Source organism: Paenibacillus sp. E194 (assembly GCF_000935845.1).
In the GTDB taxonomy this organism is placed as follows: domain Bacteria; phylum Bacillota; class Bacilli; order Paenibacillales; family Paenibacillaceae; genus Paenibacillus_B; species Paenibacillus_B alvei_B.
On sequence record NZ_JMDX01000002.1, the window covers coordinates 53818 to 78097 of the forward strand.

The following is a 24280-nucleotide window of genomic DNA, read 5'->3' on the forward strand; positions in this document are numbered from 1 at the left end:
CGCTTGGTCACGATCTTTCATTACATAGCTATCAGCGCATAAACAGTATAGGCATGAGATGCAATAAGATCCGCTTCTGCTTCTCGCCTATCTGCTAATGCGCTGCAATGCTGTCGTTATCATTCCGTGCTAGGATTAGGTTCCATACCTTCTATATTGTACGCAATCACAGCAGCTTTCTCTACGGCTAAAACCATCCAATGCCAGCTTATTCAAAACTCATCCTAACAGGGCTATCGCCGGATGACGACCCTGCATCAGAACAACATAGGATTGGGATTGGACATGAATTTGTTTATGATAATTTCTCCGCATGCTGCCCTCACCTGGATGCCATCGTATAACTTTCCATGTTATGCGAAAAAATAGGAGTGAAGCCTATAGGATTCGATCTCCAAGCAGGGTGCCAATCAACTCAAGCGCGAGCCGTGCGGTGCGATTGTCTGTATCCAGTGAAGGATTCACCTCGACGAATTCAGCGGAGGTCACAATGCCAGACTCATGCAGAAGTTCGAGCGCAAGATGGGCTTCCCGATAGCTTACCCCACCTCGTACTGGTGTACCCGTACCCGGAGCCTCACCAGGATCGACACTATCCACATCGAAGCTCAAATGAACCCCATCTGTGCCATCACTGGCAATTCGGATGGCTTCCTTCATCACATGCAGCATGCCATAGCGATCAATATCATGCATCGTAAAGCATGCAATTCCTTGCTCACGAATATAAGAACGCTCGCCAGGATCTAAATCTCGGGAGCCAACAAGCACAATGTTCTTCGGATTTAGAGGCTTGCCAGGCCAATTCCATTGACCTTCGGTCAAACTGGCTCTCCCCAGCGCCACGGCCAGCGACATTCCATGCACATTGCCTGACGGACTAGTCTCTTCTGTATTCAAGTCTGCATGTGCATCGAACCAGATCACACCTAATTGCTGATATTGCTGTGTAAGACCTGCCAAGGTTCCAATGGCGATACTATGATCTCCGCCCAGCACCAGAGGGAAGCGTCCCGACTCTATAGATGCCTGTACCTGCTCGGACAAGGCGTCGCTCATCGCAATGACTTCATCAACATACTTGGCCTTACGTACTGGGGCTGCGGTTGCTGCTGCCTCCGAATGTACGGCGGCAGCCGTACAGCCCACACGGTGTTCTTCTCCTACAGTAATCCCTAATTGATTGAGATGCCGCACCAGTCCGATCTGCATCAGGCATTCCGGTCCTAACTCCGCACCACGCCGTCCTGCCCCTAGACCGAATGGTACTTGAATAATAGATAATGGCATGTTCATCTGTCTGTCCTGTGCTGTCATACTGATCGCTCCCTTCGATATGACAATTCTGGAATATCCATTCGAACTTCTACTTATTCACTGCGTCTATGATCACTTCTATTTCCTTCTCTAACTAAATAGGCATGACTTAAACCTTCTATCGAGTAAGAAGATTGCGATGTTGTCACCCTCTTGTGGTTCAAGCAATAATCGCCCCTGATACCAGCACACTGCGAATACGCTCTACTGCCCAATCCAGCTGCTCTTCCGTGATGACCAGTGGCGGCGCAAAGCGAATGACCGTGCCATGCGTCTCCTTACAGAGCAGACCCAGACGCATAAGAGCCTCACAGTAGAGCCTGGCCCCTTCCGTTAGCTCCATGCCAATCAGCAGGCCACGACCGCGAATTTCCTTCACAATCGGGCTGGATATGCTGGCAAGCTGCTTCTGGAAATATGATCCGAGCCGTTCGGCGCGCTCTGCCAGCTCTTCTTCTTCAAGGACGGTAAGCGCCGCTGAGGCCACCGCACAAGCGAGCGGATTGCCGCCGAAGGTTGAGCCATGCGAACCTGGCTCAAAGACGGATAAGATCGCTTCGTCTGCTGCTACAGCAGAAATCGGAAGCACACCTCCGCCAAGTGCCTTGCCCATAATGTACATGTCCGGTATCACCTGCTCCCAATCGCAGGCGAAACGCTTGCCCGTGCGTCCGAATCCCGTCTGAATTTCATCTGCAATGAACAGCACATGATGTCGGGTACAGATCTCTCGTACCTTGCGTAAATACCCATCTGGCGGCATTACAATTCCGTTCTCTCCTTGAATAGGTTCTACGAGGAATGCAGCCGTGTTCGATGTAATTGCACTTTCCAGTGCCTCGGCATCGCCGTAAGGAATGATCGTGAAGCCTGGTGTGAAGGGGCCGAAGTCTTCTTTGTATTCTTCACTGGAAGAGAATGAGGTAACGGTAATGGTACGACCATGAAAGTTGCCACTGCATACGATAATATCCGCCTGATCGCGCGGAATGCTCTTATGGCGATATGCCCAGCGTCGTGCCGCCTTGAGAGCAGTCTCAACTGCTTCAGCGCCCGTATTCATAGGCAGTATCTTGGACTTGCCTGTATATGCTGCCAACTGTTCGCTCAGACGAGATAACGGTTCGCTATGGAAGGCACGTGAGCAAAGCGTCAATTGATTCGCCTGATTCACAAGAGCTTCGATCAGCTTCGGATGGCGATGACCATGGTTCAAGGCAGAGTAAGCGCTTAACATATCCATGTATTGACGCCCTTCTGGATCTTCAACCCACACTCCTTCTGCCTTCTCGATTACGACAGGAAGCGGATGATAGTTCCTCGCTCCGAATCGTTCCGCTTTCTGTATAATTTCCTCAGACCGTTTCATGTTCCGTCCTCCTCTGTCCTCAAAATCGATACTTCCCTACATCCTATTCCACAAGGGGTGTACACTCTCCTTTTCTCATACAGAAAAAGTTCCCATCATATTCCTTCTACGGAACATTTGGGAACCCTCCTGTACACAGCCCATTTACGAATATCTTACTTTCATATAACCGATTTCTCGGTGTCCTGCTTGCGCTTGGACGTCGAGCCAACGGTATGAGCCATTCCATACAAAAGGATAGCTAGCGATAGCGCGCTGAATATCAGTACCATGTAAGGCAAGCCTATCGTATCCAGACTGAAACCTGCCGCAAGAAGCACCACTTGGAACATGACCCGATCCAGCATCGTCCTGAATGAGAAGAAGCGGCCATGCAGTTCCTTCGGAATCGACTTCTGGAAATACGTCGACAACAAGGGGAAGAAGAATCCAGCTGCAAAGCCAAAGAGTCCGAACGCCACAAGCGTCATCCATTTCACATGAGCGAAGAATAGCAGCCCTTGCGCAGCTGCGATAATGAAGGACAGTGCGAACAATTGCTTTAATAGATCGCGCTGACCGGATATGCGTTTCACGAAGAATGCAGCCAGAATGAAGGCGATGCCTTCAGCTGCATAGAGCCAGCCCTTAATTTGCGTATCCTGATGCATTTCGCTAATATTAATGACCATCAAGTTGAAGCTCCCAATAAAGAATCCTGGAATAATCGATAGACAGAGCGCCATAAGAGCAACAGGCATCCCTTTGAGCATCGGGACAATCTCCTTGAATCCGCCGCCTTGCTTCTCTTTACGCTTCTGGCTGCGGTCTTCCTTAGCCCCCTCATCAATATCAAGGAAGTACGTGGAGACAAGAAGAAGTCCATAGGCGACGAGCGATGCTGTGTACAAGGCAGACAAGCTCATGACAGACAGCATCATACCGGCTGCCACCGTTCCGATAATACGAGCAATCGTAGAAGCGTTCATATGGACTCCGTTCAATGCGATAAGATCTTTATCTTGAACGATAAGTGGAATGACCGATTGAAGCGCCGGAAAATAAAAGGCTGCGGATATTTGCAGACACACTGCAAATAGAATCATCCACCAGACCGAGCCTTGTGCAATGGCGAGAAACATGAAGCAGACACTTACCATCCGTCCGATACCGGCCCAGATAAGGACACTCTTCTTGCGATACGAATCGATCACTTTCCCTGCATATGGCCCAATGAGCACACCTGCGAGAAGGCCAGTGAATAAAATCAATGACTTCATAAAGTCTGATGGCACATAATGCTGCATAAATTCCAAATTCGCGATAATGGACGTCCAAAGCCCCAGGCCGGCGATAAATTCGCCACAGAGCACAATCCATACGTTACGATTACTCCACAAATGAATTTCCCTCCGATGATCATATGTCATAATTGATAGTCCAAGCATATCAGTTGGAAAAAGGAGGGGCAATAAAGGTGCAAAAAAAGCCGTTTGGCAACGCCAAACAGCTTCTTAGATTACCCCGTCCACATCTTTTAAAGTTCATACTTCCTTTATACAGCGCTTGATTGCAGCATTGTATTCGCTACGCATTCATCCTTGCGTTCACAACGTTCGCCGCAGATGCGCCCTTTGCCGCGCGGCACGCACATCGGCGTACCAAACAGAGGATCATCGCATACGATGCATTCCATGCAGAATACATCCCTCACCATGTCAACCGTCAGCACATCTTCTGGAGCTCCCTGTGAATGAATGCCCTTATTGCGCACAGCAATAATATGATCGGCATAACGGCAAGCCAAGTTCAAATCATGAAGAACCATCACGATGGTACGGCCCTCATTCCGGTTCAAATCATACAATAAATCCAGTATCTCGATTTGATGGCTCAAGTCCAAATACGTTGTCGGTTCATCGAGCAGAACGATATCCGTATTCTGCGCGAGCGTCATGGCGATCCACGCCCGTTGTCGTTGACCGCCGGATAAGGCATCTACTGGACGATCAGCCAATTCCTCAAGACCTGTCACCTTCAGCGCATGGCGTACAAGCTGCTCATCCTCTTCCGACCACTGCTTCAGCCAGGTCTGGTATGGATAACGTCCTTGCTTCACAAGCTGATGAACTGTCAACCCTTCTGGCGCTGTTGGCCCCTGAGGCAAGATCGCCATCTTACGCGCAACTTCCCTCGTTCTGGAACGATGAATATCTTTACCGTCCAGAAGAACCGTACCAAGCGTAGGTTTCAGCAAGCGGGCAAGGGAGCGAAGCAGCGTCGACTTGCCGCACCCGTTGCTGCCAATCAGCACCGTAATCTTACCTTCAGGTATACTTACCGTTAAATCTTCTATAATAGAGGTTTCCCCGTACGATAACGTAAGAGAGCGTGTGTTCAATACAGACATGATCGTTCCTCCCGCATTCCACAGATAATGAAAATCGTTCTCAAAAGGAGTTCTAATTAATCATGCCACAAACCACACATGGAGTCAATCTATTCCAACTACCACTATAGTCCACTTAGGCCTACAGCAGCGGTGAGAATAGACGTGCGGCCGATTCAAGAAAGCGCGTGAACACTTTTTTGCGTGCGAACTGTTCTTCTACGATCGGTGCGGCCGACTGCAGATCAAGCTCGAACTCCTCTACGAGCTGCTGAACACTCTCTGTACGCATCAGCAGTGCATTCACCTCGAAGTTCAAGTGGAAGCTGCGCATATCCATATTGGCCGTTCCGATCGTCGCCATCTTTCCGTCCACAATAATGAGCTTCGAGTGCAGGAAGCCCTTCTCATATTCATAGATGCGAACCCCCGCCTCCATGAGTCCCGGGAAATAGGAGTGCGATGCCAGGAACGGCAGCCACTTATCCGGCTTAGCCGGGAACAGCAGCTTTACGTCCACACCAGACAACGCTGCTACACGCAAGGCTGTAAAGATATCCTCATCCGGAATAAAGTAAGGCGTTGCGATCCAGATTGATTTCTTGGCCGAAGTCAGCATCGAGAAGAATACATTTTTCATCGTTTTGAATTCTTGATCGGGGCCGCTTGCGATCATCTGAACCGCGCCTGAGGCCGACTCCGTTGGCTGTGGAGTCAAGTATTCTGGATCGTACAACTTGCATCCTGTCGTATGGCACCAATCTTGTAGGAAAATGATCTGCATCGTCTTCACCGCTTCGCCTCGGACGATCATATGAGTATCGCGCCAGAAGCCATACGTCTTGCTGCGGCTTAAATACTCATCTCCTACATTCAACCCGCCGATAAAAGCGACGTTTCCGTCCACGACAACAATTTTGCGATGGTTCCGGTAATTCACCCGATTCGAGAACAGCGGGAATTTCACAGCACCAAACACCGCCACCTCGACCCCGGCATTTCGCAGATCCGCCAAGAATGTCTTCGGTAGATGCATGCTTCCTACCGCATCCACCATGAAGCGAACCTTAACCCCAGCAGCTGCCTTATCAATCAGTATTCGCTTAAGCGATCGTCCGATGTCGTCATCCCGATAGATATAATACTCCATATGAATATGATGCTGCGCTTGGTTCAATTCCGTAATGAGCGCAGAGAACGTCTCTTCCCCATTGTTCAAAATCCGCGTATCGGAGCCGAATGATATCGGGCTCTTACTAAGTCGGCTCGTCAGCCGCAGAAGCTGGCGCTCATCAGGGTTGAAGGTAGCGAATACCTGCTCCCTGCGTGTCAGCGATTCATTATCAATGAAGGCATACCCTTGCCGATCCTGGACAGCCTTGCGGGCATAACGGCGCCGCTTGCGATAATTTTGACCAAATAGCATATAGAAAATAAATCCGACTACAGGAACGAGTGCCAGCACCAGAATCCATGCAACCGTGCTGGAAGGATGCCTATTTTCCATAAAAATAATAACGGCAAGCGTAATGACCGCGAGTGTCGTCATAATACTTAACGATGTAGCAATGGTATGCCCGAACGTATCGTTTATGTATAGACCTAGCGTCATCAATAAGATCAAAAACAAACCTACCTGCAGTGCTCTCCTCATCCGCATGCTCCCCCATCTCTAAATATCTGTATCTAACATGCTTCTTAGCCTTATACAGGCATCCTACTATATAATCCTGCAATATGTCTTAATCAAGAGGCGAAGGAAGAACAATCCATATTGAATTACTATACCCGAATTCTCCGCTTTCAAATATGTCATTGACAACGATTTCAACCGTATGACATAATTTTCGTCGAACGAACGATAGGTAGTTATGGAACAGCGAAGAATGGAGGGTTTCCCTTTGACTGCCAACCGCATTCAACTTATCGCTCTATCCCATTTTGCCAAGTATGGCTATGCCGGAACTTCCTTGTCCAAAGTTGCCGAGGAAGTCGGCATTAAGAAGCCATCTATTTATGCGCATTATAAGAGCAAGGAAGATCTGTTTTTGCACGTGCTGCAATCTGTATTTGTCGATGAATTAAACTGGATCACGGACTTTTTCCACAAGCATGAGCATTTGCCGCTCTACGATCAGTTGAAGCTGCTGCTTGACTCCTACCGTCACCGGTACAGCCAGTATGATGTGCTCAAATTTATGCTGCGGGTCGCCTTCTTCCCGCCTCCATCGCTGCAAGAGCCTGTCCTTGAACGCATGCACTCCTTCATCGAGCGGCTGGAGAAGGGGCTCATTCCCCGCATGGCACAGGCGCTGCGCTCACAAGAAATTCACGGTGTTCATCCCGAGCAGGCAGCCAAGGCATTCATCTCGATATTGGACGGGCTGTTCGTACAGCTTCTGTACGGAGGCGTAAGCCGATTCGAGAGCAATCTTGAAGCCGCTTGGACGATCTATTGGCGCGGCATTACGTGCAAGTCCGTATAGAGAAGAAGGGACCTTTGTGTGGAAAGGTCCCTTGTCATATGCATGGCATCTCGATTTCGTTCTATCTTACTGCATCAATATCGATACAGAATGTGCAACTATGCGATCTTCATCTGTTCTGCCCATGCGGCTTCCTTAGCGATGAACTCTCTTAGCAGCATTCCAATTGCCTTATAAATTGGATGTTCAGCATGCTGTGCCAAGTCCTCAGCGAAGCGTGGCGCCCAGCTCTTCAGATGATCCAGCACGAATTCGCGCTGGCCATTCATATAGCGCTCGTAACGCTCCTTCGAGGCCACATTGTTCATCATCTTCTCGATGAGAACAGCCATGAATTCCAATTCTATGGAAATATGGTCGTCAGGCTCTCCGTTCATCTTCTTGAAATATAAACTGAATTCAGCATACATTTGCCGCACATCATGAGCGTATGATTTAGGCAACATTTGCTCGCTCGCACGATACATGGTCTCGCAAGGCGCTACAGGCAGTTGGCCTGAAGAGCCGAACAAGCGCAAATACTCGTCTCGCAGCGAGGAGTATACGGCGTACATTTCGTTAATCGACATGTTCGTGAGCATACTGCACAGCTTCTGGGCCCCTTCGGAACCGGATGACAACAACTTAAGCTCCTGCCCGTTCCGCCATGCCATGATGACATCTAGTGTTGGAACTTCTCCCAGGAAATCAGCCAGCAATTGATAAGCTGCTTTGCGCGTCTCCATTCGCTCCACGGTATCACCACTCCACTGTTCCAGCTGTTCTGCCGTTAACAACATCGTCCGTCCCCTCCATATGATGATTTCCAGCTTCCATCCATATTGTCCCATAACCGGACGATCAATTGCTGTGACGAATTGTGAACAACATGGCTGCTGAAAGCGTTATATGTGACACTTATGTGAATTCGAACTCAATTGCCCGGTAAATTGATACGATTCAACTGCATACATACCGTGTTCGTAAAACCGATTTATTTAGATACTAAAATACTGGTAAATTTTATTGTAACAAACGTCATAGCAAAGAGACAGTTCCAATTGTTGCCTCACTTTACAGTTGATTTTCACAAAAAAAACACTTAATAAAGGCTTTCTATTTGATCTTATTGTCGTAGCCTCCCTAGCATTGATTATCATCATTATTTTCCTACTGGGACAGGTAAAGAAAGGGAGACCCGCAGCCTGATTACGAAGCTGGAAAATATAAAGCCAAAAACGACGATCGATTTGTCACAGAACGGTTATCAAATTATTGAAGGAAAAATGACAGCCGCGTCTCTAACAGGAGATTCCGATTACGTTCAACCTGCATTTGCACTGCTGCAAAGAGAAACTTACGTCCCCAACAAAAGGAGAAACAGAAACTATCCTAGTACTCCCGATGAGATTAACTACTGGCTCGCAAAAGATGCAGCTGTAGCTGGATACCCGATCCGTTCTAATGAATGGCTGCTGCTGACTGGACATCTTATATTAAGACCAGCGATGGTGTATGGAGCGGAGATTCAGGATGAAATATACCTAATATGCAATGACGGAGTCTTTTCAAAAGAAAATAGATGTGCCTATCGAGGCATTCGGCCTGGCAGAAGCTCAATTATTGCCGTCCACGTGCAAGAGGGACAGCTCGTCCCGCTCAAGGAGAACAAAACCCTCCTCGTCTCTACCGATCAAGATACCCTGCTAGCACAGTTAGGGGAGGATGCTGATCAAACTCGATCGTGGTATTTGGGGGTAGGTGTTTTCGTAGGAATTTTCTTCTACGCCATTGGCAAGCATATCCTTTCGCCGAACAAGGAGGATTAAGAGTGATCAAGGCCATACTGCGGGGAAACAGAACTTCGCTGCGCAGCTGCATTTCAACCAAACATCATGTTAAACATACGTATGGTACACAAAGGAGAACCTACGATGCTCGTAAATCCTACTGCATATAAAAAAGCAAATCATTCGCTCAATATATACGCCACCCAGATCGACTGCGGGCCTATGCGCTATCATGTCCATTACTGGGGATTCATGCCTCAGCATTACCATAACACGCTGCATCGACATTCTTTTTTTGAAATGTGCTACGTCATGGAAGGGAGCGGAGAATATATCGACGATGGCAAGCATTATCCGCTATCCTCAGGAACTGCCTTCTGTTCCCGACCTGGCATCTGGCATCAGATTCGCAGTGACGAGGGTCTTGCGCTATGTTACGTCGCCTTCGACATCATCGAATCAGATTCGGCAGATGCTTACGCTCATGCCTATCAAGTACTGGCACAGGATGCTGTCCCTGTTATTCCTTCAGCGGAGAAGTCAGTAACAGCAGCGCTGTGGGGCGCCCTACTGTACATGTTCGATAATGCGAATGGGCAGGGACAAGCCGCTTACCCGATTGCGGTGCTGCAATCGACAGCTGGGGCACTGCTGTATTCGATGCTGCCGCTATTCGCGCCGCATTCCTACCAGCTCCCGGAAGTGTCTTTAGGCGCCGCGAACATGTCTATCGGCACGAATGATCTGTTCCGCAGAGCCTGTCTGTACTTAGCAGATAACCTTAGTGAACCGCTGTCGCTTGAGATCGTGGCACAGCATTTGCACATTTCTCCCCGTCATCTATCCCGACTGTTCATGCAGCATGGCGGTCAGACGTTCATCCATTATGTACAAGAACGGCGTATCCAATTAGCCAAGGAGCTTCTACTCGATACTGATGCAGCCATTAAGCATATCGCCTCACAGTGTGGCTTCGAGTCGGTGCATTATTTTACAAGAGTATTCACTCAGCTCCTCGGAGTATCTCCTGCACGTTACCGTCGCCGAGATCTCAACCACACTCATCCCGATACAGATCCGAGTCAACGTCCGAACGCATAATGATGTCCGTATTTTACAAAAACAAAGCCAACCAGTCCAAATACAACCTTCCCTCCATTTCTTACAATGAGGGCATACAGGAGAGAAGACAGGGACACACGATCTCTGCTCTTCGCTACCATGTCACTGACCTTCTGAAGCCGGAATGGAGCAGAAGGTTTCCTTCATTACTTGTGTTACCTATCTGAAATGGAATTGGAGGCCTTACACGATGAACATCGAACAGCATATCGCACGTGCGGTAACCCCCTCCCCGAAGCGGACTTGGACCATTTATGCAATACACCATTCCCATACGGACATCGGATATACGGAACGCCAGGAGAAGATCGAGCGTTATCACGTCGAATTTATTCGACAGGCGCTGAACATCGTGCAGCAAGCATCGAACGGAACGAAACCGGAATGGAGGGGATTTCGTTGGACCTGCGAGACATTCTGGGCAGTGGAACGGTTCTTGGAGCAAGCTTCGGAGAATGAACGCGAGCAATTCGCGGAGGCTGTGCGCAGCGGCAACATCGAGCTGTCCGGTACATATTTGAATATGACCGAGCTGCCGGGCTATTCCTTATTGCATAGCATTCATCGTAAAGCACAGACATACGCAGAGTCGATCGGGCATCAGGTGGACTCAGCGATGACTGCTGACATTAACGGCTATGGATGGGGGTATGCCCAGAGCCTCCTCGACAATGGCATCAAGCATTTATTCAGCTGCATCCACACCCACCACGGCATGTTCGCACTTGGCCGCAAACAGACTCCCTTCTGGTGGCAGGCGCCGAATGGCGAGAGATTGCTCGTCTGGAACGGAGAGCACTACATGTTCGGCAACGAACTTGGATTATGTCCCGATGCACTCGGCAAATATATGATCCAAGACGAATTCGATAACCAGTTAATCGATGCGCATCATGACGATATTGCCCGCATCCGTATGCACCGTTATGTATGCCAGCTTGAGGAAGAAGGGTACCCCTATGACTTTGTACCGGTCATGCTGTCTGGTCTAGGAACAGACAATGCCGCACCCAACGGCCGGATTATGGAGTTCATTCGTGATTGGAACGCCCAATACGGCGATACAATTCACATTGAGATGACGACGCTTCATGATTTCTTCGCTAGATTGAAGCAGGAAAATGTTGACCAATTGCCGGTCTATACTGGAGATTGGCCGGATTGGTGGTCTGACGGTGTCAGTTCGACAGCCATGCATACACAGCTGTTCCGTGACGCGCAGCGCACACTGCGCAAGGTCAAGCGTCTCGATTCAAAGGCCAGCATCGTGGACATCTCGAAGCTGAATCAAGTCGAGCAAGCACTTGTCATGTATGCGGAGCATACGTGGGGCTACCATTCCTCCATCTATGAGCCATGGCACCCGAACGTACAGCTGCTCGAAGTACGCAAGCAGGCCTATGCAGCCGAGGCCAGCCGCCTCGCACACCAAGCGCTGGATCAGGTGCTGTTCGCGCAAGGTGCTTCGCCTCTATATCCAGAGCGTCCATTTCGCTATCGCATTGTGAACACGGAGCATGCACCCGCTACCAAGCTTGTTACCCTATCCTTGGACGGATGGGAGCCTGCTCTATTTGAAGGCGGATTGGAAGTCGTGCACGAAGATACCGGGAATGTGCTCCCGCACCAGTCCCCTCACCCACAGTCCGTTGTCGTTCAAGTCACGCTTGGTGCGGGTGAAGAATGCTTCCTGAGGCTCCATAAGGCACCAGCACAACCAACAAATCTGACAACATCCAATACCCGCCTTATGGGAAGCGATAGAGTCTATGATATAGATGACTTGCATGCAGGGGAGTCTGCGCATGGCCCCATTCGTATTGCTCAGCATACGATTGAATCGCCATTTGTACGGATTGAATGGAAGGAAGATGAGGGCATTATCTCTTGGCTCAATAAACAAACGGGATGCGAAATGCTGGCAGCCAATCGCGAGTACGGTGCATTCACACCCATTTATGAGGTCACTCCGGCTGCTGATTCTAGTGATCAGAGCCAAGTCTGGGCTGTTCGCAGCCGGATGGGACGCAATCGCAAGGGTATAAACGTAGAGCGAAGCATCGGCCGCCTCGTCCGTGCACGTCCAATCGAGAATGGCCCTTTGTATGCGACAATAGAGCTGACTTACGCGATCGAAGGAATGAGTTATTATGCACTATTCCTGAAGGTATATGCTGCATCGAATCGGGTCGAAATATCCGTTCGGCTTCACAAAGACAGCGTATGGCTTCCCGAGAACGTATATGTCGCACTGCCGTTCACGACAGGCGATTATCGCAGAGATACCTTATACGTAGAGAAAGCAGGAGCCATCGTGCGTCCATGGATCGATCAACTGCCAGGAACCTGCCTGGATTATACGTGCATTCAAGAAGGTCTAGCATGGTGCAATCATACGCATGCATCGCATCCTAATCCAGCTGATTCTAGCGATAACGCTCCAGCGACAGACCATACAGGTTCAAAGTCCGAAGGGCTTACACTTCTTCTCTCCATGCCCGATACACCGCTGCTTCAGTTGGGTTCGCTTGAGCATGGCCGCAGACTTGTTCATACCCAGCAGTCCCAGGACGCTAAGCCGTCTACCTATGCTTGGTTAATGACGAACTATTGGGAAACGAATTTCAAAGCCACACTCGGGGGCTTCTACGAATTCTGTTACGCTGTGGAACTGCGTCATGCCGTTAGCGCAGTGCAATTGTCCAATGAAATTTCCGCGCTTGCCACATCGTTTACTGTCGCTCGCATGAGTTAGGGCTGCCTCATCTTTCAAAGTGCAGTATCATCATCCGACCCCCCTGATGCCCACTCCCATCAAGGCATCAGGGGATTTACCCTTCATTAACCATCACACACAACCTTGTCTCCTTAATAAAAAAAGACCCAAACAGGCTCCATACTCTCCCATTCAGGCCTTCTTGGCATATTGTAGACTTACTCATGTACACGCTGATGCTGCAATTCAAATGCACACTGTACGGGTACTATGAATGTACGAGTACAGTGTACAGGTACGATGCGTACGTTCAACGTGCGGGTTCTACGCTTGCTTACCAGCACGTTTGACTAGCGGATCAACCTTCTGCCTTCGCAATTTCTGCGTCGAGATCGCGGCTTGTCAGGTCAGCGTTCATGAATGCTTCCGTCTCAGGGAAATGCATATGAACCTCTGACGGCTTGCCTATCTGTACGATGCCTGATTTAAGCTGCAAGTCCAGCACATGCCCGCCGCCTGTGCGCGCATCATCAACAAAGTGATGGTGATAGCCCGCTACAGCTATCCCTTGAGCAAAAGCTGGCATGCGGAACGCTGCTACAGTACCCTTCTTCTTCTCCAATGTGAATGTTGGCTGAGATTCGATTGCCTCCAAGAACGGACGGAATGGCGGCTTCTGCTTCGCAACGGTACGTGTTACTACACGTTCGAACTCCCCGTCAATACGAATCGCATAGAACAGGTTCAAGCTCGGGAGCAGACTGTCTATTAGCTGCTCCAGCTCGCTGCGGCTCATCGGCTGGTTCACACGGAATGTCTTGACTGGCTGGAAGAACGTTACGGAAGCAAATGGAGTTCCGTCTTGCGGCTTCACGGGCGTTACACTGCTGTCGGAGCGCAGGCGATAATAGTCTCCATCGAAGGCGATTAATTCCCCATCCAATTCATTGAATGTGCCTATACCGAAGTCGCCATGCTGCTTCAGTTCAGCCATTGTCATGCTTCCCTCGAATACACCGTCGAGCAGGGCACTCATGGTAGATGTCTGGAAAATGGTGCTTGGCTGCTCTGAGCGGTGTTCCGCTTCTCGTTCCGTTGTTGTATACGAGTCCGATGGACGTAATGTTGTGTTGACCGGATGTTCCAATACGGCATTCATCTTATCTGTTCCTCCTTGTTGCAAGCTGTACTTTTCTCACGCTGCCAGATGCATTCTTAGTGGAATTGATCTGGGAGCAGCGTATCTCCAAGCGCGATATTATCACTGTAATCGACCGGAATGTCGATGACGACAGGCCCTTCTGCTTCAAGCGCCTTCTTCAGTGTCGGCACCAGCTCGGCAGGATCTGTGACTCGGTAGCCAGTGGCTCCGTAGCTCTCCGCGAACTGCACCATGTCCGGCTGGCCGAATTCGACACCTGCAGTCCGGCCATATTTCATTTGCTGCTGGAACGCAACCATATCGTACGTGCCGTCATTCCAGACGAGATGAACAATCGGCAGCTTCAAGCGTACGGCTGTCTCAAGCTCCATCGCAGAGAACAAGAAACCCCCATCCCCTGATACGGATACAACCTTCTCCTGCGGACGAACCAAGGCAGCAGCGATGGCCCAAGGCAAGGCGACGCCAAGTGTCTGCATGCCGTTGCTGAACAGCAGGCGGCGCGGCTCATAAGAGCGGAAGTAACGCGCCATCCATATATAATGAGAGCCCACGTCACACGTTACCGTAACGTTATCATCGATGACGCTGCGCAGACCATGAATGATTTGCAAGGGATGAACCGTTCCCGGCTTCACCTTCTGCGGCGGCTCGCATGCCTCTACCAGCTTTGCAAGCAAGGAATCGCACAGCACATTCGCTTCTGGTGTCCGCTGCAAACCGGCCAAGTGCTTCGTCAATTCCTGCACGGTACGATCGATGCTTCCGAGCAGCTCCATCTCAGGCTGGTAATCATGATCAATGTCGGCTTGGACATCATCCAGATGAATGATGTGGCGCTTGCCATCATGATTCCAGAACTTCGGATCGTATTCCACGGGATCGTACCCAATGGTCAGCACAACATCCGATTGCTCAAGCAGCTCGTCCCCTGGCTGATTGCGGAACAATCCGATACGGCCGAAGAAGTGAGCCTCCAATTCGCGAGAAATGGCACCTGCCGCTTGGAAGGTCTCTACAACCGGAATATTCGTAAGGGCAACCAGCTGGCGAATCGCATATACCGCTTCTGGCGAACTTGCCCGCATCCCAAGGAGAATGACTGGGATGCGCGCACTGCGCAAAGCTTCAGCCGCCTCGGCTATTCCTTCAGAAGGAGCCGCTCCAAGCCGTGGCGAAGGCAATGGCCCAATCGCCGATACCTCTACCGGGCTAGTAATTACATCCTGCGGCAGGCTGACGAAGGCTGCACCTTGACGGGGAGAAGTCGCTGCACGGAAGGCGTTCGTCAGTACCTCCGGCAGGTTGTCTGGATGCTGCACTTCTGCGCTGTACTTCGTAACTGGCTGGAACAACGCTGCATTGTCCATGGATTGGTGTGTCCGCTTCAAGCGATCTGCACGAGATACAGCACCACCTAAGGCAACCACTGGATCCCCTTCCGCCGTTGCGGTAACAAGACCTGTTGCCAAGTTGGAAGCCCCTGGTCCAGATGTCACCAGGCACACCCCAGGTTTGCCTGTTAATCGCCCTACCGCGGCAGCCATGAACGCTGCGTTCTGTTCATGCCGACACACAATTAAAGAGGGGCCACGATCAACAAGTGCGTCAAAAACGCTGTCAACCTTAGCCCCTGGAATTCCAAATATATGAGTGACGCCTTGACGATTCAGGCAGTCTACGACAATGTCTGCTCCACGCATAGTGGATGATTGTGAATGGGTAACGGAATCGACACGATGGTCTTCAAAGCGTTCGCTTGCTTGATGGTTCGTGCGAGTCTTCATAGTGTTCATGACGGTCATTCCTTTCCTCGTGGCGATAATTGGCATGATACTAATACAGTATAAAACACATGTTATGAAAACACATGAAAATAATCAGTCTGTATTATATATAATACTCCTTTTTTTATTTTGTCTATTCGCAATTTTCAATCGGTCATGGTACAGTCGAAAATAGAAGCAATACTAGCAATGACCTTACACCACCTAATTCCAACGTACGAAAGGATAGATTTTCGATGAATGATAAATGGAACAAGCTCCATTCCGCCATGGAGCAAAGCGGCATTGACGTGATGCTGATTACCGATCCGAAGCATGTCTATTATTTGACTGGCTTTGCTTGTGATCCGCATGAGCGCTTCCTTGGAATCGTAGTCCCTCAACAAGGCGAACCAACACTGATTGTACCTGTACTGGACGGGGACAAAGCAGCCGCTGTATCTGTGGTGCAACAGATTGCTACCCATACAGATACAGACAACCCTTATGACATCCTGAAGCAGCATCTGCCCCAACAGGCAGCTCGCTTCGCGATCGAGAAAGGACATATGTCCGTACAGCGCTATGAAGCATTAACGAGTGCCACAGCAGCGGAAAGCTTCGTAGATGCAGGCCCAATCCTGCAGGCGATGCGTGTCATTAAATCGGAGGAAGAAGTCGTTCGCATGAAAGAAGCAGTTCGACTTGTCGAAGCTGTTCTGCTGGAAGGCGTAAGCCGAGTTAAAGTGGGCATGAGTGAAATCGAAATGGTGGCAGAGCTTGAATATTTGATGAAGAAGCTTGGTTCAGACGGCCCATCCTTCAGCACGATGGTGCTGGCTGGAGAGAATGCAGCACTACCGCACGGAGTGCCAGGTTCCCGCAAAATCAAGGAAGGCGAGCTTCTCTTGTTCGATATGGGCGTATACGCGAACGGGTATGCCTCTGACATTACGCGCACATTCGCCGTAGGTGAAGTGAATGATACTTGCAAGGAAATTTACAATACGGTGCTCGCCGCGAACATAGCAGCCATTGAAGCTGTGAAGCCAGGTGTTACGTTCGGCAGCCTTGATCGCACGGCACGCAAGGTCATTGCGGACAAAGGCTACGGAGATTATTTCACCCATCGTCTCGGTCATGGCCTCGGCATCGATGTCCATGAGTACCCATCTGTACATGAGCGCAACGAGGATGTGCTTGAGCCGGGCATGCTGTTCACGATTGAACCGGGCATCTATGTGCCGAAGGTAGCTGGCGTGCGCATCGAGGATGATGTCATCGTAACCGCAGACGGTGTTGAGGTGTTAACGTCTTATCCGAAGGAACTTACAATCATCGGCGGGTAACACATTTCTGTTCTAACCGATTCCATACACAACTTGGAGGAGCATTGCATTCACCGTACACACCTCCATAAACAAACACCCACCCTCCTGCTCATCTCAAGCATGGAGGGTGGGTGTTCTTCTGCATATTCGATTAACCTCAACATTTTTCCAAATTGGAACAAAGACTTCCGTCAATCATTCATCATTCATCATTCATCATTCATCATTCATCATTCATCATTCATCATTCATCATTCATGATTCATTCTCGTTACCATCGACAGATTCCCGATTCGGGACATCTTTCAGGCGGTAGCTGAGCATGACGAACACGTATTCATCCTTGGTCGTCTGCTCTCGCAATTGTTCATCATTAGCAATCGAGGACTCGTCTGGATTGAAAGGCGGCGGCGTGTAGTTGGATGCGATCGCCTGCTGTACATAATACGCTTTCTCCGCCCAGCCCATCGGCGTCATTGACGTATAGGCAATCTTTGCTTCCGCAAGCAAGTCCTCCCCGTACTGTCCTTTTCGCATTCCGTCCTCGATTACATCTATGCCTTGATGAGTAATGCGCAGAAGCTCTTGCACAATTAGGCTGGAATTCTCCTGTGATAATTCCTTCCCCAACGTATAGCTGCGTGGCCCTTGATTTGATCGATAATACTTCTCGATCAGATTCCCCTGCTGCTTCGTCTCAACGAGTTCCAGCAGCTGAGCCTCCTCCAGCTTCTTCACGTGGTAATACAGTCTGGATGGCTTCTCATCCATTATCTCTGCCATCTGCTTCACCGTAATCGGCTCGTCTTGCGCAAGCCGCAATATTTGCATCCGGCGTGGATCCAGCATGATTTTCAACAGCTCGACATCGTTAATTACTCGCTGCTCTTGCAAGCTGTCCCCTCCCTTAGTCTGAAGAAGACATCGCCAGGTCTCCTCCTGTCATTTTCGCTTCGTTCGTGGTCCGAAGTGCTTGGTTATATTTTAACAGAGGGAAAATGACAACGACAATAATAAGCAACAATCCTGCAAGCGCAGTGGCAAACAATACGCCGAACATAGTAGCGAATAACCCGCCTATGCCAATGCCCAGAACGGTGCCGGCTTGCGATACAGAGTCGAATACGCCTGATCCGCGGCCTCTCATTTCATCTGGCATAATCGTAATAAACAGACTGCTGAGCGGCACGTTCGTGCAGGCCATTGATACACCAAGACCAATCGACCATATATATACACTGAGTACCCCGCTTTCTTGATACAGCGAGTGCAACGGAACAATGAGCAAGCAGAACAAGCCGATAACCCCGACTGCCCCGAGCAGCAGAACATTGGAAGCCATCCGTTTCATGAGATAAGGTGCAGCGAGCGCCCCTAATATGCTGCCTACCGCAACCATACTCGAAATGAAGCCAAAATGCTCGGCCGGGATGCGGAAGGTTTGCAGCAAAGCCGCATTCAAGTTTGTATTAATAACACCAATGACAAGCATGATCGGCACAAGCAGCAGAAGGAGTGCAAATAATCCATCGTGGCGGTAAATCGTGCGCAGCCCCACCTTCAAGGATTTCCAGTACGGTTCCTTCTCAGCAACTGACTGCTTGCGCACCCCGCGTTCATCTTGGATATCTTCATGGGTTCGATCAGGAGTAGGTGTTGCCTTGGACATCGCGTAAATAAACAAAGCAGACAGCATAAACGTAAGTCCATTAAAAAGGAACAGCCGGTCAAAATGACCTAGTGGAATTAGCAGCCCTGCAATCGATGGCCCCACCAGCCTCATAGCCATATAAGTAGCCTGCGAGAAGGAAACGGCCTGTGGGATGTTCTCTTTCCCAATAAGACTGGGCACAATGGCGGAACGCGCAGGCTCAAAAAACACGGTGCCGATGTTTTGCAGCAATACTAAAGCATAAATTCCGTATAAATTGTTCTGAGACGCGATAAGAAGGACAACAATGATCGCGCGGTAGATATCAGCGGCCATCATGATATGGCTGCGCTGGAAGCGATCAGCGATCGGGCCTACGAATGTTCCAAGGAGCATGCTTGGCAGTACATTAGCGAGTACGACAAGACTAATAGCCAGCGGATCGCTTGATAAATGGGCGACAAGAAAGATAACAACGAGCCGTGTAATACCGTCACCAAGCTCAGAAATGATTTGGGCAAGCCATAGAAATCGGAATGCGCGGTTGTTCAAGAGCAGCTTCATAGGGAACCCTCCACTAAGATGATTTTTATCGTTAAAATTTATTTTAGCGGTAAAATCTATTTTGTAAAGGGGTTATTTTCCTGTTTCCAAAACAAATATAAATTGCTATTCATGCTTATGCGCCGACAAAAAAGACGCTTGCGAGTCTTCGCAAGCGTCTTTCCTGATGAAACCTATTATTTTTGGATACCGAGCGAGAAGATCTCAGCACTGCTCAATGCAACACTTACTTCACGGTTATTCGTGGAAGCAATGTTCTCTTGAACTTCTTCCATGATATTGCTGCGGTAGAAGCCTTTTGCAGCTTCTGGAAGCGATACGTTCAGAGCAGCTTCTTCATGCTTGAAGTTGAACCAACGGCCGACCATGTCGCCTGTCTCTTCTGCCATCTTCAAGGAGGAGAACGCTACGCCTTCGCCGTTCCATGCCAGGAATGCATGGTTCACTGGGAACTTGCCTTCCTGCACTTCTACTTGGCGTACAACCCAAGGCACTTGGAACGAATGTGCTTCTGCGTAAGCGCCAGAAGCAACTACGTCGCCAGCATGCGGGATGATTGCATATTCAGCCGTATGAACGCCGATGCACTGCGCTTCTGGTGTCGGGAAGTAGCCCCAGTCGCCAAGCTCGCCGGAAGAGCGAAGCAGCGTAACTGCAATCGTGTTCTTGTTGTCTTGCGATACTTCGTATTCGAACAAGCCCTTGTTCGCAACCGTCAAGCCCAGCTTGCCGTCGCTTACGCTGACAAATGTGTGCTGATGCTGATCGTTGCTTGGGTTCTCCCATTCCTTCGCCGGAATGTTGTTGCGGCGTGCTGCTTCGAAGATCGATTCCGCCAAATGTGTTTCGGACTCAAAGCCGCTTGGGAACAACGCTCTTACGCGGTGATCCTTGGACTTGTTGTCCATCGTTACATGAACATCAACGCGCTTCGCACCGCGATCGAGCGTATAGCGAGTGATGATGCGGAATGTAACCAATTCAGTCGAGCGTTGTGCCTTGCGAAGGTTGAAGTCTACAATGTCACGGCGCTCTTCTTCCAATTTATCGTCAGCGGATACCGGAATGCTCCAGTTATGCGCCACTTCGATTACCGCACGGTATGGCGTATTTTCTACAACCTTGCGCTCTGCCTTCAGCCCTGCCGTCGTAAGCGGCTTGGAACCTGCCGGCATGCGGAACATGTACTCGTTCCCGATGTCGCCTGCATCTTCATATACGTTAAGGCCAGCATGCGTATGGCCTGTCGATTTGTCTGTCAACGTAAGCGAACCATCTTCCGCAACAACTGCCTTCAAGCGATCATTCTCAAGTGTGAATTCGCCTGTCACAAGGCTAGCCCCTTGTTCCTTCGATGCGCCTGTCACCCAAGCAAGCGTCTTATAACCGAATGCAGGGATGTCTTGTACTTGCAAGCGCACCTTCACTGCACGCGCCATATATGGCTGACGGAACTTATCCTTCGGCAAGTCATAACCGAAGACTACGCCCGCATCTTCCCATTCGCAATCCAGCACGTTGCCGTCTGCGTCGACAACTGCGCCTGGTACGATTGGATCCTTCTTCATTTCCGCTGCCAGCTTCATCGGATGAGCTTCGCGGAAGTAGCGGCGAGACAATTCGATTGTCACTTCCACTACGCCGTCGCGGTTATATCCTGTCGAGTTGAATACGGTAAATGGCACAGCTTGCTTGCCGCTATATACGGATGTATCAATCTGCTTCAGCAGGCTGTCTACCGTTTCATTAATAATTGTCTCTGTTGTATGCTTCGACTTCTCGAAGCGTGTCACCATTTCACGGTGCACTTCGTCGACGCTGCAGCCGCAAATGCTATCGTGAGGGTGGTTCTGCATCAATGTCTTCCACGCGTACACGAACAGGTGGTGCGGGTATGGCTTGCCTGCTTGGTGCGCAATTGCCGCAAGCGGCTCTGCTACCTTCTCAAGCAGCGTTTGGTTTTCTGCGTTCATTTGCTTCAAGTACACGCGGGAGGACGCTGTATTAACGAGCGTATACCAGCCGTCTGTACGTTGGCTGCGCAATTCGCCATGTACTGTCTGCAGGTTCTCAGGCAGCTCCTTACGAAGCTCGTCTACATAATCATTGAAGTTGGAATGAACGAAGTCCACATCCGGGAACAGCTTCTTCGCCACTTCAATTGCTTTGGACAGATCCGTTTGAATCGGCTGGTGGTCACACCCATTCATGAACAGCAAATGGCGTGTAGATGCGAATTTCTCCGCATTCGGAATTTGCTTGTCCCAATAAGCGACTGCCTGCGGCTCATCGACAGGTACTTCCATTCCATTACAGTACCAGTTCGCGAACAAAATGCCGATGACGCGCGAGCCGTCTGGGGATTCCCAGATCATCTCGGAGAACGGCGATTCATATGCAGCATCTTCCGATACTTGGTTGTTGAATCCAGTCGGCTTAACACCGCGGCCGAATACAGCCACATCAATGCCGGATTGCTTCAAAATCTGCGGCGCTTGGCCCATATTACCGAATGAATCCGGGAAGTAGCCGACCTTGGAAATGTTGCCGCCATACTGCTTCGCATCGCGATGACCGATTTGCATATTGCGCACGTTCGCTTCGCTGCTTGTCAAGAACTCATCCTGCAGGATGTACCAAGGGCCGATATGAATGCGGCCTTCTTGAATGTACTTCGTCAGCTTCTCCTTCATTTCAGGGCGAACCTGCAAGTAGTCTTCCAACATGATCGTTTGTCCGTCCAGATGGAAGCTCTTGAAGCCTGGATCATTATCGAGTGTGTCAAGGAGCGTATCCATCAATTCAATCAATAAAGTGTGATGATACTCGTAAGGCATATACCATTCGCGATCCCAGTGTGTATGAGAAATGATATGGGCTGTCTTTTTTGTCATGTTGTTTCCCTCTCTTCCATGATGTGTGTGATAGAGGTGCCAGTTTCCTAACGATCTGACTTTGCTGCATGAGCAATTGGCTTGCTTATTGCTTATTCCCCTTTAAGCCAATGTTCGCGGAAAATCAGCTCCGAGAACAAGCTGTTCGACCAAGCGAACCATTCACGTGTGAACTGTGCAGGATCATCCACATGGAAGCCTTCATGCATGTATCCTGTTCCTGCGTCTGTCGTTGTGAGCAGTTCGATCAGGGATGCAATCTCTTCCTGAGAGCTTGCTGTCAAGCCCTGCATTGACAAGGCAATATGCCAAATGTACTGATCCGGCGTATGCGGACTGCCGATACCTTTCGCTACTTTACCGGAATAGAAGTAAGGATTCTCTTCACTCAGGATGAAGCGGCGTGTGTTTTGATAGATTGGATCGTCTGCCGTTGTATAGCCGAGGTATGGAATCGCGAGCAAGCTAGGCACGTTCGCATCGTCCATCAGGTTATAGTTGCCGAAGCCGTCTGTTTCATAAGCATAGATTTTGCCGTATTTCGGGTGGTGGAAGATACCGTACGCTTGAATCCCTTCGTCGATTTCTTCCATCAGTGCGCGAGCCTTCGCAGCAAACGGCGCATCTTCATAAACGGTTGTTGCGATTTCTTCCAAGTAGCGCAGTACAACAACCGCGAACATGTTGGAAGGAACCAAATAGCCAAATGTGCACGCATCGTCACTTGGACGGAATGCAGACCATGTCATGCCTGTATAGTTGACCGGCATACCCATGCCATTGTTCTTCAACGTATCTGTCTTGCGGCAATCCATCCGCTCGAAGCGGTATGGTGATTGCGCAAAGTGACGCTGTTCCGTCGTCCACAGATCCATGATGATATGGGCAACCGTCTTATATTCACCGTCAAATAGGGAAGTGTCCCCTGTCTCTTTCCAATACAAATAGGACAATTGAAGCGGATAGCACAGGGAGTCAATCTCATACTTGCGTTCCCATACCCAGCCGTTCAGCTTCGTTTGGTCACGGTGATGAATTTCATCCAGAGCTACTTCTTGTTCATTAAATGCATTTGCATAAGGGTCGATTTGAATATATTTCAGCTGCTTGCGCACCAATCCGGCAATGACGCGTCGCACATCCGCATCGTCCTTCGCAAGCGGCATGTATTGGCGCACCTGAGCGCTGGAATCGCGCAGCCACATGGCTGGAATATCTCCAGTAAAGACGTAGGATGTACCGTCTTCATGCAGCTTAGTTGTTGTTTGCAACGTATTCGGGAAGCAGTTCAGGAACTGCTCCATCAATTTCGGGTTATAGGCCAATTTCGTCTTTGCTTCTTCCATCACGCGAAGCACGGCTTGTGGTAGACGTTCCATGTCGGCTCTCTCCTTTTCACTTATGATCACAACGCAAGTGAATTATTTGTATTATAGCAAATAAGATAATTAATATATCAATTATATTGTAATGATTAGGATGTGAAAAAACAACCAATTATTTGTCCAAAATAGTACACAATCAGGTGAAGCGAAGCGCTCCACCTGATTGGATACAAAGGGCTATTCATTTCGCTTTGCAGGTTGTTGTCGTCATGCTCTAGTTGTCAAATCTGCTGCTGGGCGAAATTCAATCACGCCCCGATATTGATTACTTCTTGGATGCTTTCCAAGCATCCAATTGTGTTTGCATTTCAGCCATTACTTTGTCCAAGCCAGCTTGCTTGAACTTCTCAACTGCTTTTGGAACGTAAACTTTAGGGTCT

Annotated in this window: 18 protein-coding genes; 5 read left to right on the forward strand and 13 right to left on the reverse strand. The window is 49.6% G+C overall.

The features are described from left to right. Positions 1-378: 378 nt before the first annotated feature. The 5 genes from rocF to cls all read right to left on the reverse strand — a co-directional run bounded on the left by rocF (position 379) and on the right by cls (position 6708). Positions 379-1317, reverse strand: coding sequence for an arginase (gene rocF, locus AZ66_RS00625; RefSeq protein ID WP_021258935.1), 939 nt, complete (start codon positions 1315-1317; stop codon positions 379-381). Between the two features lie 160 nt (positions 1318-1477). Further along, the gene (locus AZ66_RS00630) at positions 1478-2686 is read right to left on the reverse strand and encodes an ornithine--oxo-acid transaminase (protein ID WP_044353156.1); all 1209 of its coding nucleotides are present in this window, start codon (positions 2684-2686) and stop codon (positions 1478-1480) included. A 161-nt stretch (positions 2687-2847) separates the two neighbouring features. Next, positions 2848-4065, reverse strand: a complete 1218-nt coding sequence (locus AZ66_RS00635; protein WP_021258937.1) for an MFS transporter — start codon at positions 4063-4065, stop codon at positions 2848-2850. A gap of 155 nt (positions 4066-4220) precedes the next feature. Further along, positions 4221-5075, reverse strand: coding sequence for an ABC transporter ATP-binding protein (locus AZ66_RS00640; RefSeq protein WP_044353157.1), 855 nt, complete (start codon positions 5073-5075; stop codon positions 4221-4223). A 121-nt stretch (positions 5076-5196) separates the two neighbouring features. Then, positions 5197-6708, reverse strand: coding sequence for a cardiolipin synthase (gene cls, locus AZ66_RS00645; RefSeq protein WP_044353158.1), 1512 nt, complete (start codon positions 6706-6708; stop codon positions 5197-5199). A gap of 247 nt (positions 6709-6955) precedes the next feature. Here cls and AZ66_RS00650 point away from each other — a divergent pair, with 247 nt between their 5' ends. Beyond that, a complete protein-coding gene (locus AZ66_RS00650) occupies positions 6956-7540 on the forward strand; it encodes a TetR/AcrR family transcriptional regulator (RefSeq protein ID WP_021257209.1) in 585 nt (194 codons plus the stop codon). Between the two features lie 98 nt (positions 7541-7638). Here the strand turns inward: AZ66_RS00650 and AZ66_RS00655 are convergent, their stop codons facing one another. Continuing rightward, entirely contained in the window at positions 7639-8319 is a 681-nt protein-coding gene (locus tag AZ66_RS00655) for a TorD/DmsD family molecular chaperone (protein WP_021258940.1), read from the reverse strand. 486 nt (positions 8320-8805) lie between these two features. Between AZ66_RS00655 and AZ66_RS00660 the strand changes: the two genes are divergently transcribed. From AZ66_RS00660 to AZ66_RS00670, 3 genes are all read left to right on the forward strand, one after another. Next, on the forward strand, positions 8806-9348 hold the full coding sequence (locus AZ66_RS00660) for a hypothetical protein (protein WP_044353159.1): 543 nt from the start codon (positions 8806-8808) through the stop codon (positions 9346-9348). 105 nt (positions 9349-9453) lie between these two features. After that, positions 9454-10410, forward strand: coding sequence for an AraC family transcriptional regulator (locus AZ66_RS00665; protein WP_044353160.1), 957 nt, complete (start codon positions 9454-9456; stop codon positions 10408-10410). 211 nt (positions 10411-10621) lie between these two features. Continuing rightward, positions 10622-13186 (forward strand): glycoside hydrolase family 38 C-terminal domain-containing protein, encoded by a 2565-nt coding sequence (locus AZ66_RS00670; protein WP_044353161.1) that lies wholly within the window; start codon positions 10622-10624, stop codon positions 13184-13186. Between the two features lie 319 nt (positions 13187-13505). Here the strand turns inward: AZ66_RS00670 and budA are convergent, their stop codons facing one another. Continuing rightward, on the reverse strand, positions 13506-14306 hold the full coding sequence (budA, locus tag AZ66_RS00675; protein WP_021258944.1) for an acetolactate decarboxylase: 801 nt from the start codon (positions 14304-14306) through the stop codon (positions 13506-13508). Between the two features lie 56 nt (positions 14307-14362). Further along, positions 14363-16012: an acetolactate synthase AlsS gene (gene alsS / locus AZ66_RS00680; protein WP_044353172.1), complete on the reverse strand. Its 1650-nt coding sequence runs from the start codon at positions 16010-16012 to the stop codon at positions 14363-14365. Positions 16013-16332: 320 nt separating this feature from the next. Between alsS and AZ66_RS00685 the strand changes: the two genes are divergently transcribed. Further along, positions 16333-17424, forward strand: coding sequence for a M24 family metallopeptidase (locus tag AZ66_RS00685; RefSeq protein ID WP_044353162.1), 1092 nt, complete (start codon positions 16333-16335; stop codon positions 17422-17424). A 237-nt stretch (positions 17425-17661) separates the two neighbouring features. On the opposite strand, the gene AZ66_RS00690 is transcribed toward AZ66_RS00685, so the two are convergent. From AZ66_RS00690 to AZ66_RS33490, 5 genes are all read right to left on the reverse strand, one after another. Beyond that, the gene (locus AZ66_RS00690; RefSeq protein ID WP_044353163.1) at positions 17662-18300 is read right to left on the reverse strand and encodes an ArsR/SmtB family transcription factor; all 639 of its coding nucleotides are present in this window, start codon (positions 18298-18300) and stop codon (positions 17662-17664) included. A gap of 13 nt (positions 18301-18313) precedes the next feature. Next, entirely contained in the window at positions 18314-19621 is a 1308-nt protein-coding gene (locus AZ66_RS00695; protein WP_044353164.1) for an MFS transporter, read from the reverse strand. 176 nt (positions 19622-19797) lie between these two features. Further along, a complete protein-coding gene (locus AZ66_RS00700; protein ID WP_021257220.1) occupies positions 19798-22515 on the reverse strand; it encodes an alpha-mannosidase in 2718 nt (905 codons plus the stop codon). A 92-nt stretch (positions 22516-22607) separates the two neighbouring features. Next, the gene (locus tag AZ66_RS00705) at positions 22608-23894 is read right to left on the reverse strand and encodes a glycoside hydrolase family 125 protein (RefSeq protein WP_021258950.1); all 1287 of its coding nucleotides are present in this window, start codon (positions 23892-23894) and stop codon (positions 22608-22610) included. A 271-nt stretch (positions 23895-24165) separates the two neighbouring features. After that, on the reverse strand, positions 24166-24280 hold a 115-nt coding region (locus AZ66_RS33490; protein WP_331436874.1), incomplete at its 5' end, for a DUF3502 domain-containing protein.

Excerpts from the sequence above, each read along its gene's own strand:
- budA (WP_021258944.1), bottom strand. The coding sequence starts at position 14,306 with ATGAATGCCGTATTGGAACATCCGGTCAACACAACATTACGTCCATCG.
- AZ66_RS00685 (WP_044353162.1), top strand. The coding sequence starts at position 16,333 with ATGAATGATAAATGGAACAAGCTCCATTCCGCCATGGAGCAAAGCGGC.
- AZ66_RS00665 (WP_044353160.1), top strand. The coding sequence starts at position 9,454 with ATGCTCGTAAATCCTACTGCATATAAAAAAGCAAATCATTCGCTCAAT.
- cls (WP_044353158.1), bottom strand. The coding sequence starts at position 6,708 with ATGAGGAGAGCACTGCAGGTAGGTTTGTTTTTGATCTTATTGATGACG.
- AZ66_RS00660 (WP_044353159.1), top strand. The coding sequence starts at position 8,806 with ATGACAGCCGCGTCTCTAACAGGAGATTCCGATTACGTTCAACCTGCA.
- AZ66_RS00700 (WP_021257220.1), bottom strand. The coding sequence starts at position 22,515 with ATGACAAAAAAGACAGCCCATATCATTTCTCATACACACTGGGATCGC.
- AZ66_RS00705 (WP_021258950.1), bottom strand. The coding sequence starts at position 23,894 with ATGGAACGTCTACCACAAGCCGTGCTTCGCGTGATGGAAGAAGCAAAG.
- AZ66_RS00640 (WP_044353157.1), bottom strand. The coding sequence starts at position 5,075 with ATGTCTGTATTGAACACACGCTCTCTTACGTTATCGTACGGGGAAACC.
- AZ66_RS00655 (WP_021258940.1), bottom strand. The coding sequence starts at position 8,319 with ATGTTGTTAACGGCAGAACAGCTGGAACAGTGGAGTGGTGATACCGTG.
- rocF (WP_021258935.1), bottom strand. The coding sequence starts at position 1,317 with ATGACAGCACAGGACAGACAGATGAACATGCCATTATCTATTATTCAA.
- alsS (WP_044353172.1), bottom strand. The coding sequence starts at position 16,012 with ATGCGTGGAGCAGACATTGTCGTAGACTGCCTGAATCGTCAAGGCGTC.
- AZ66_RS00695 (WP_044353164.1), bottom strand. The coding sequence starts at position 19,621 with ATGAAGCTGCTCTTGAACAACCGCGCATTCCGATTTCTATGGCTTGCC.
- AZ66_RS00630 (WP_044353156.1), bottom strand. The coding sequence starts at position 2,686 with ATGAAACGGTCTGAGGAAATTATACAGAAAGCGGAACGATTCGGAGCG.
- AZ66_RS00670 (WP_044353161.1), top strand. The coding sequence starts at position 10,622 with ATGAACATCGAACAGCATATCGCACGTGCGGTAACCCCCTCCCCGAAG.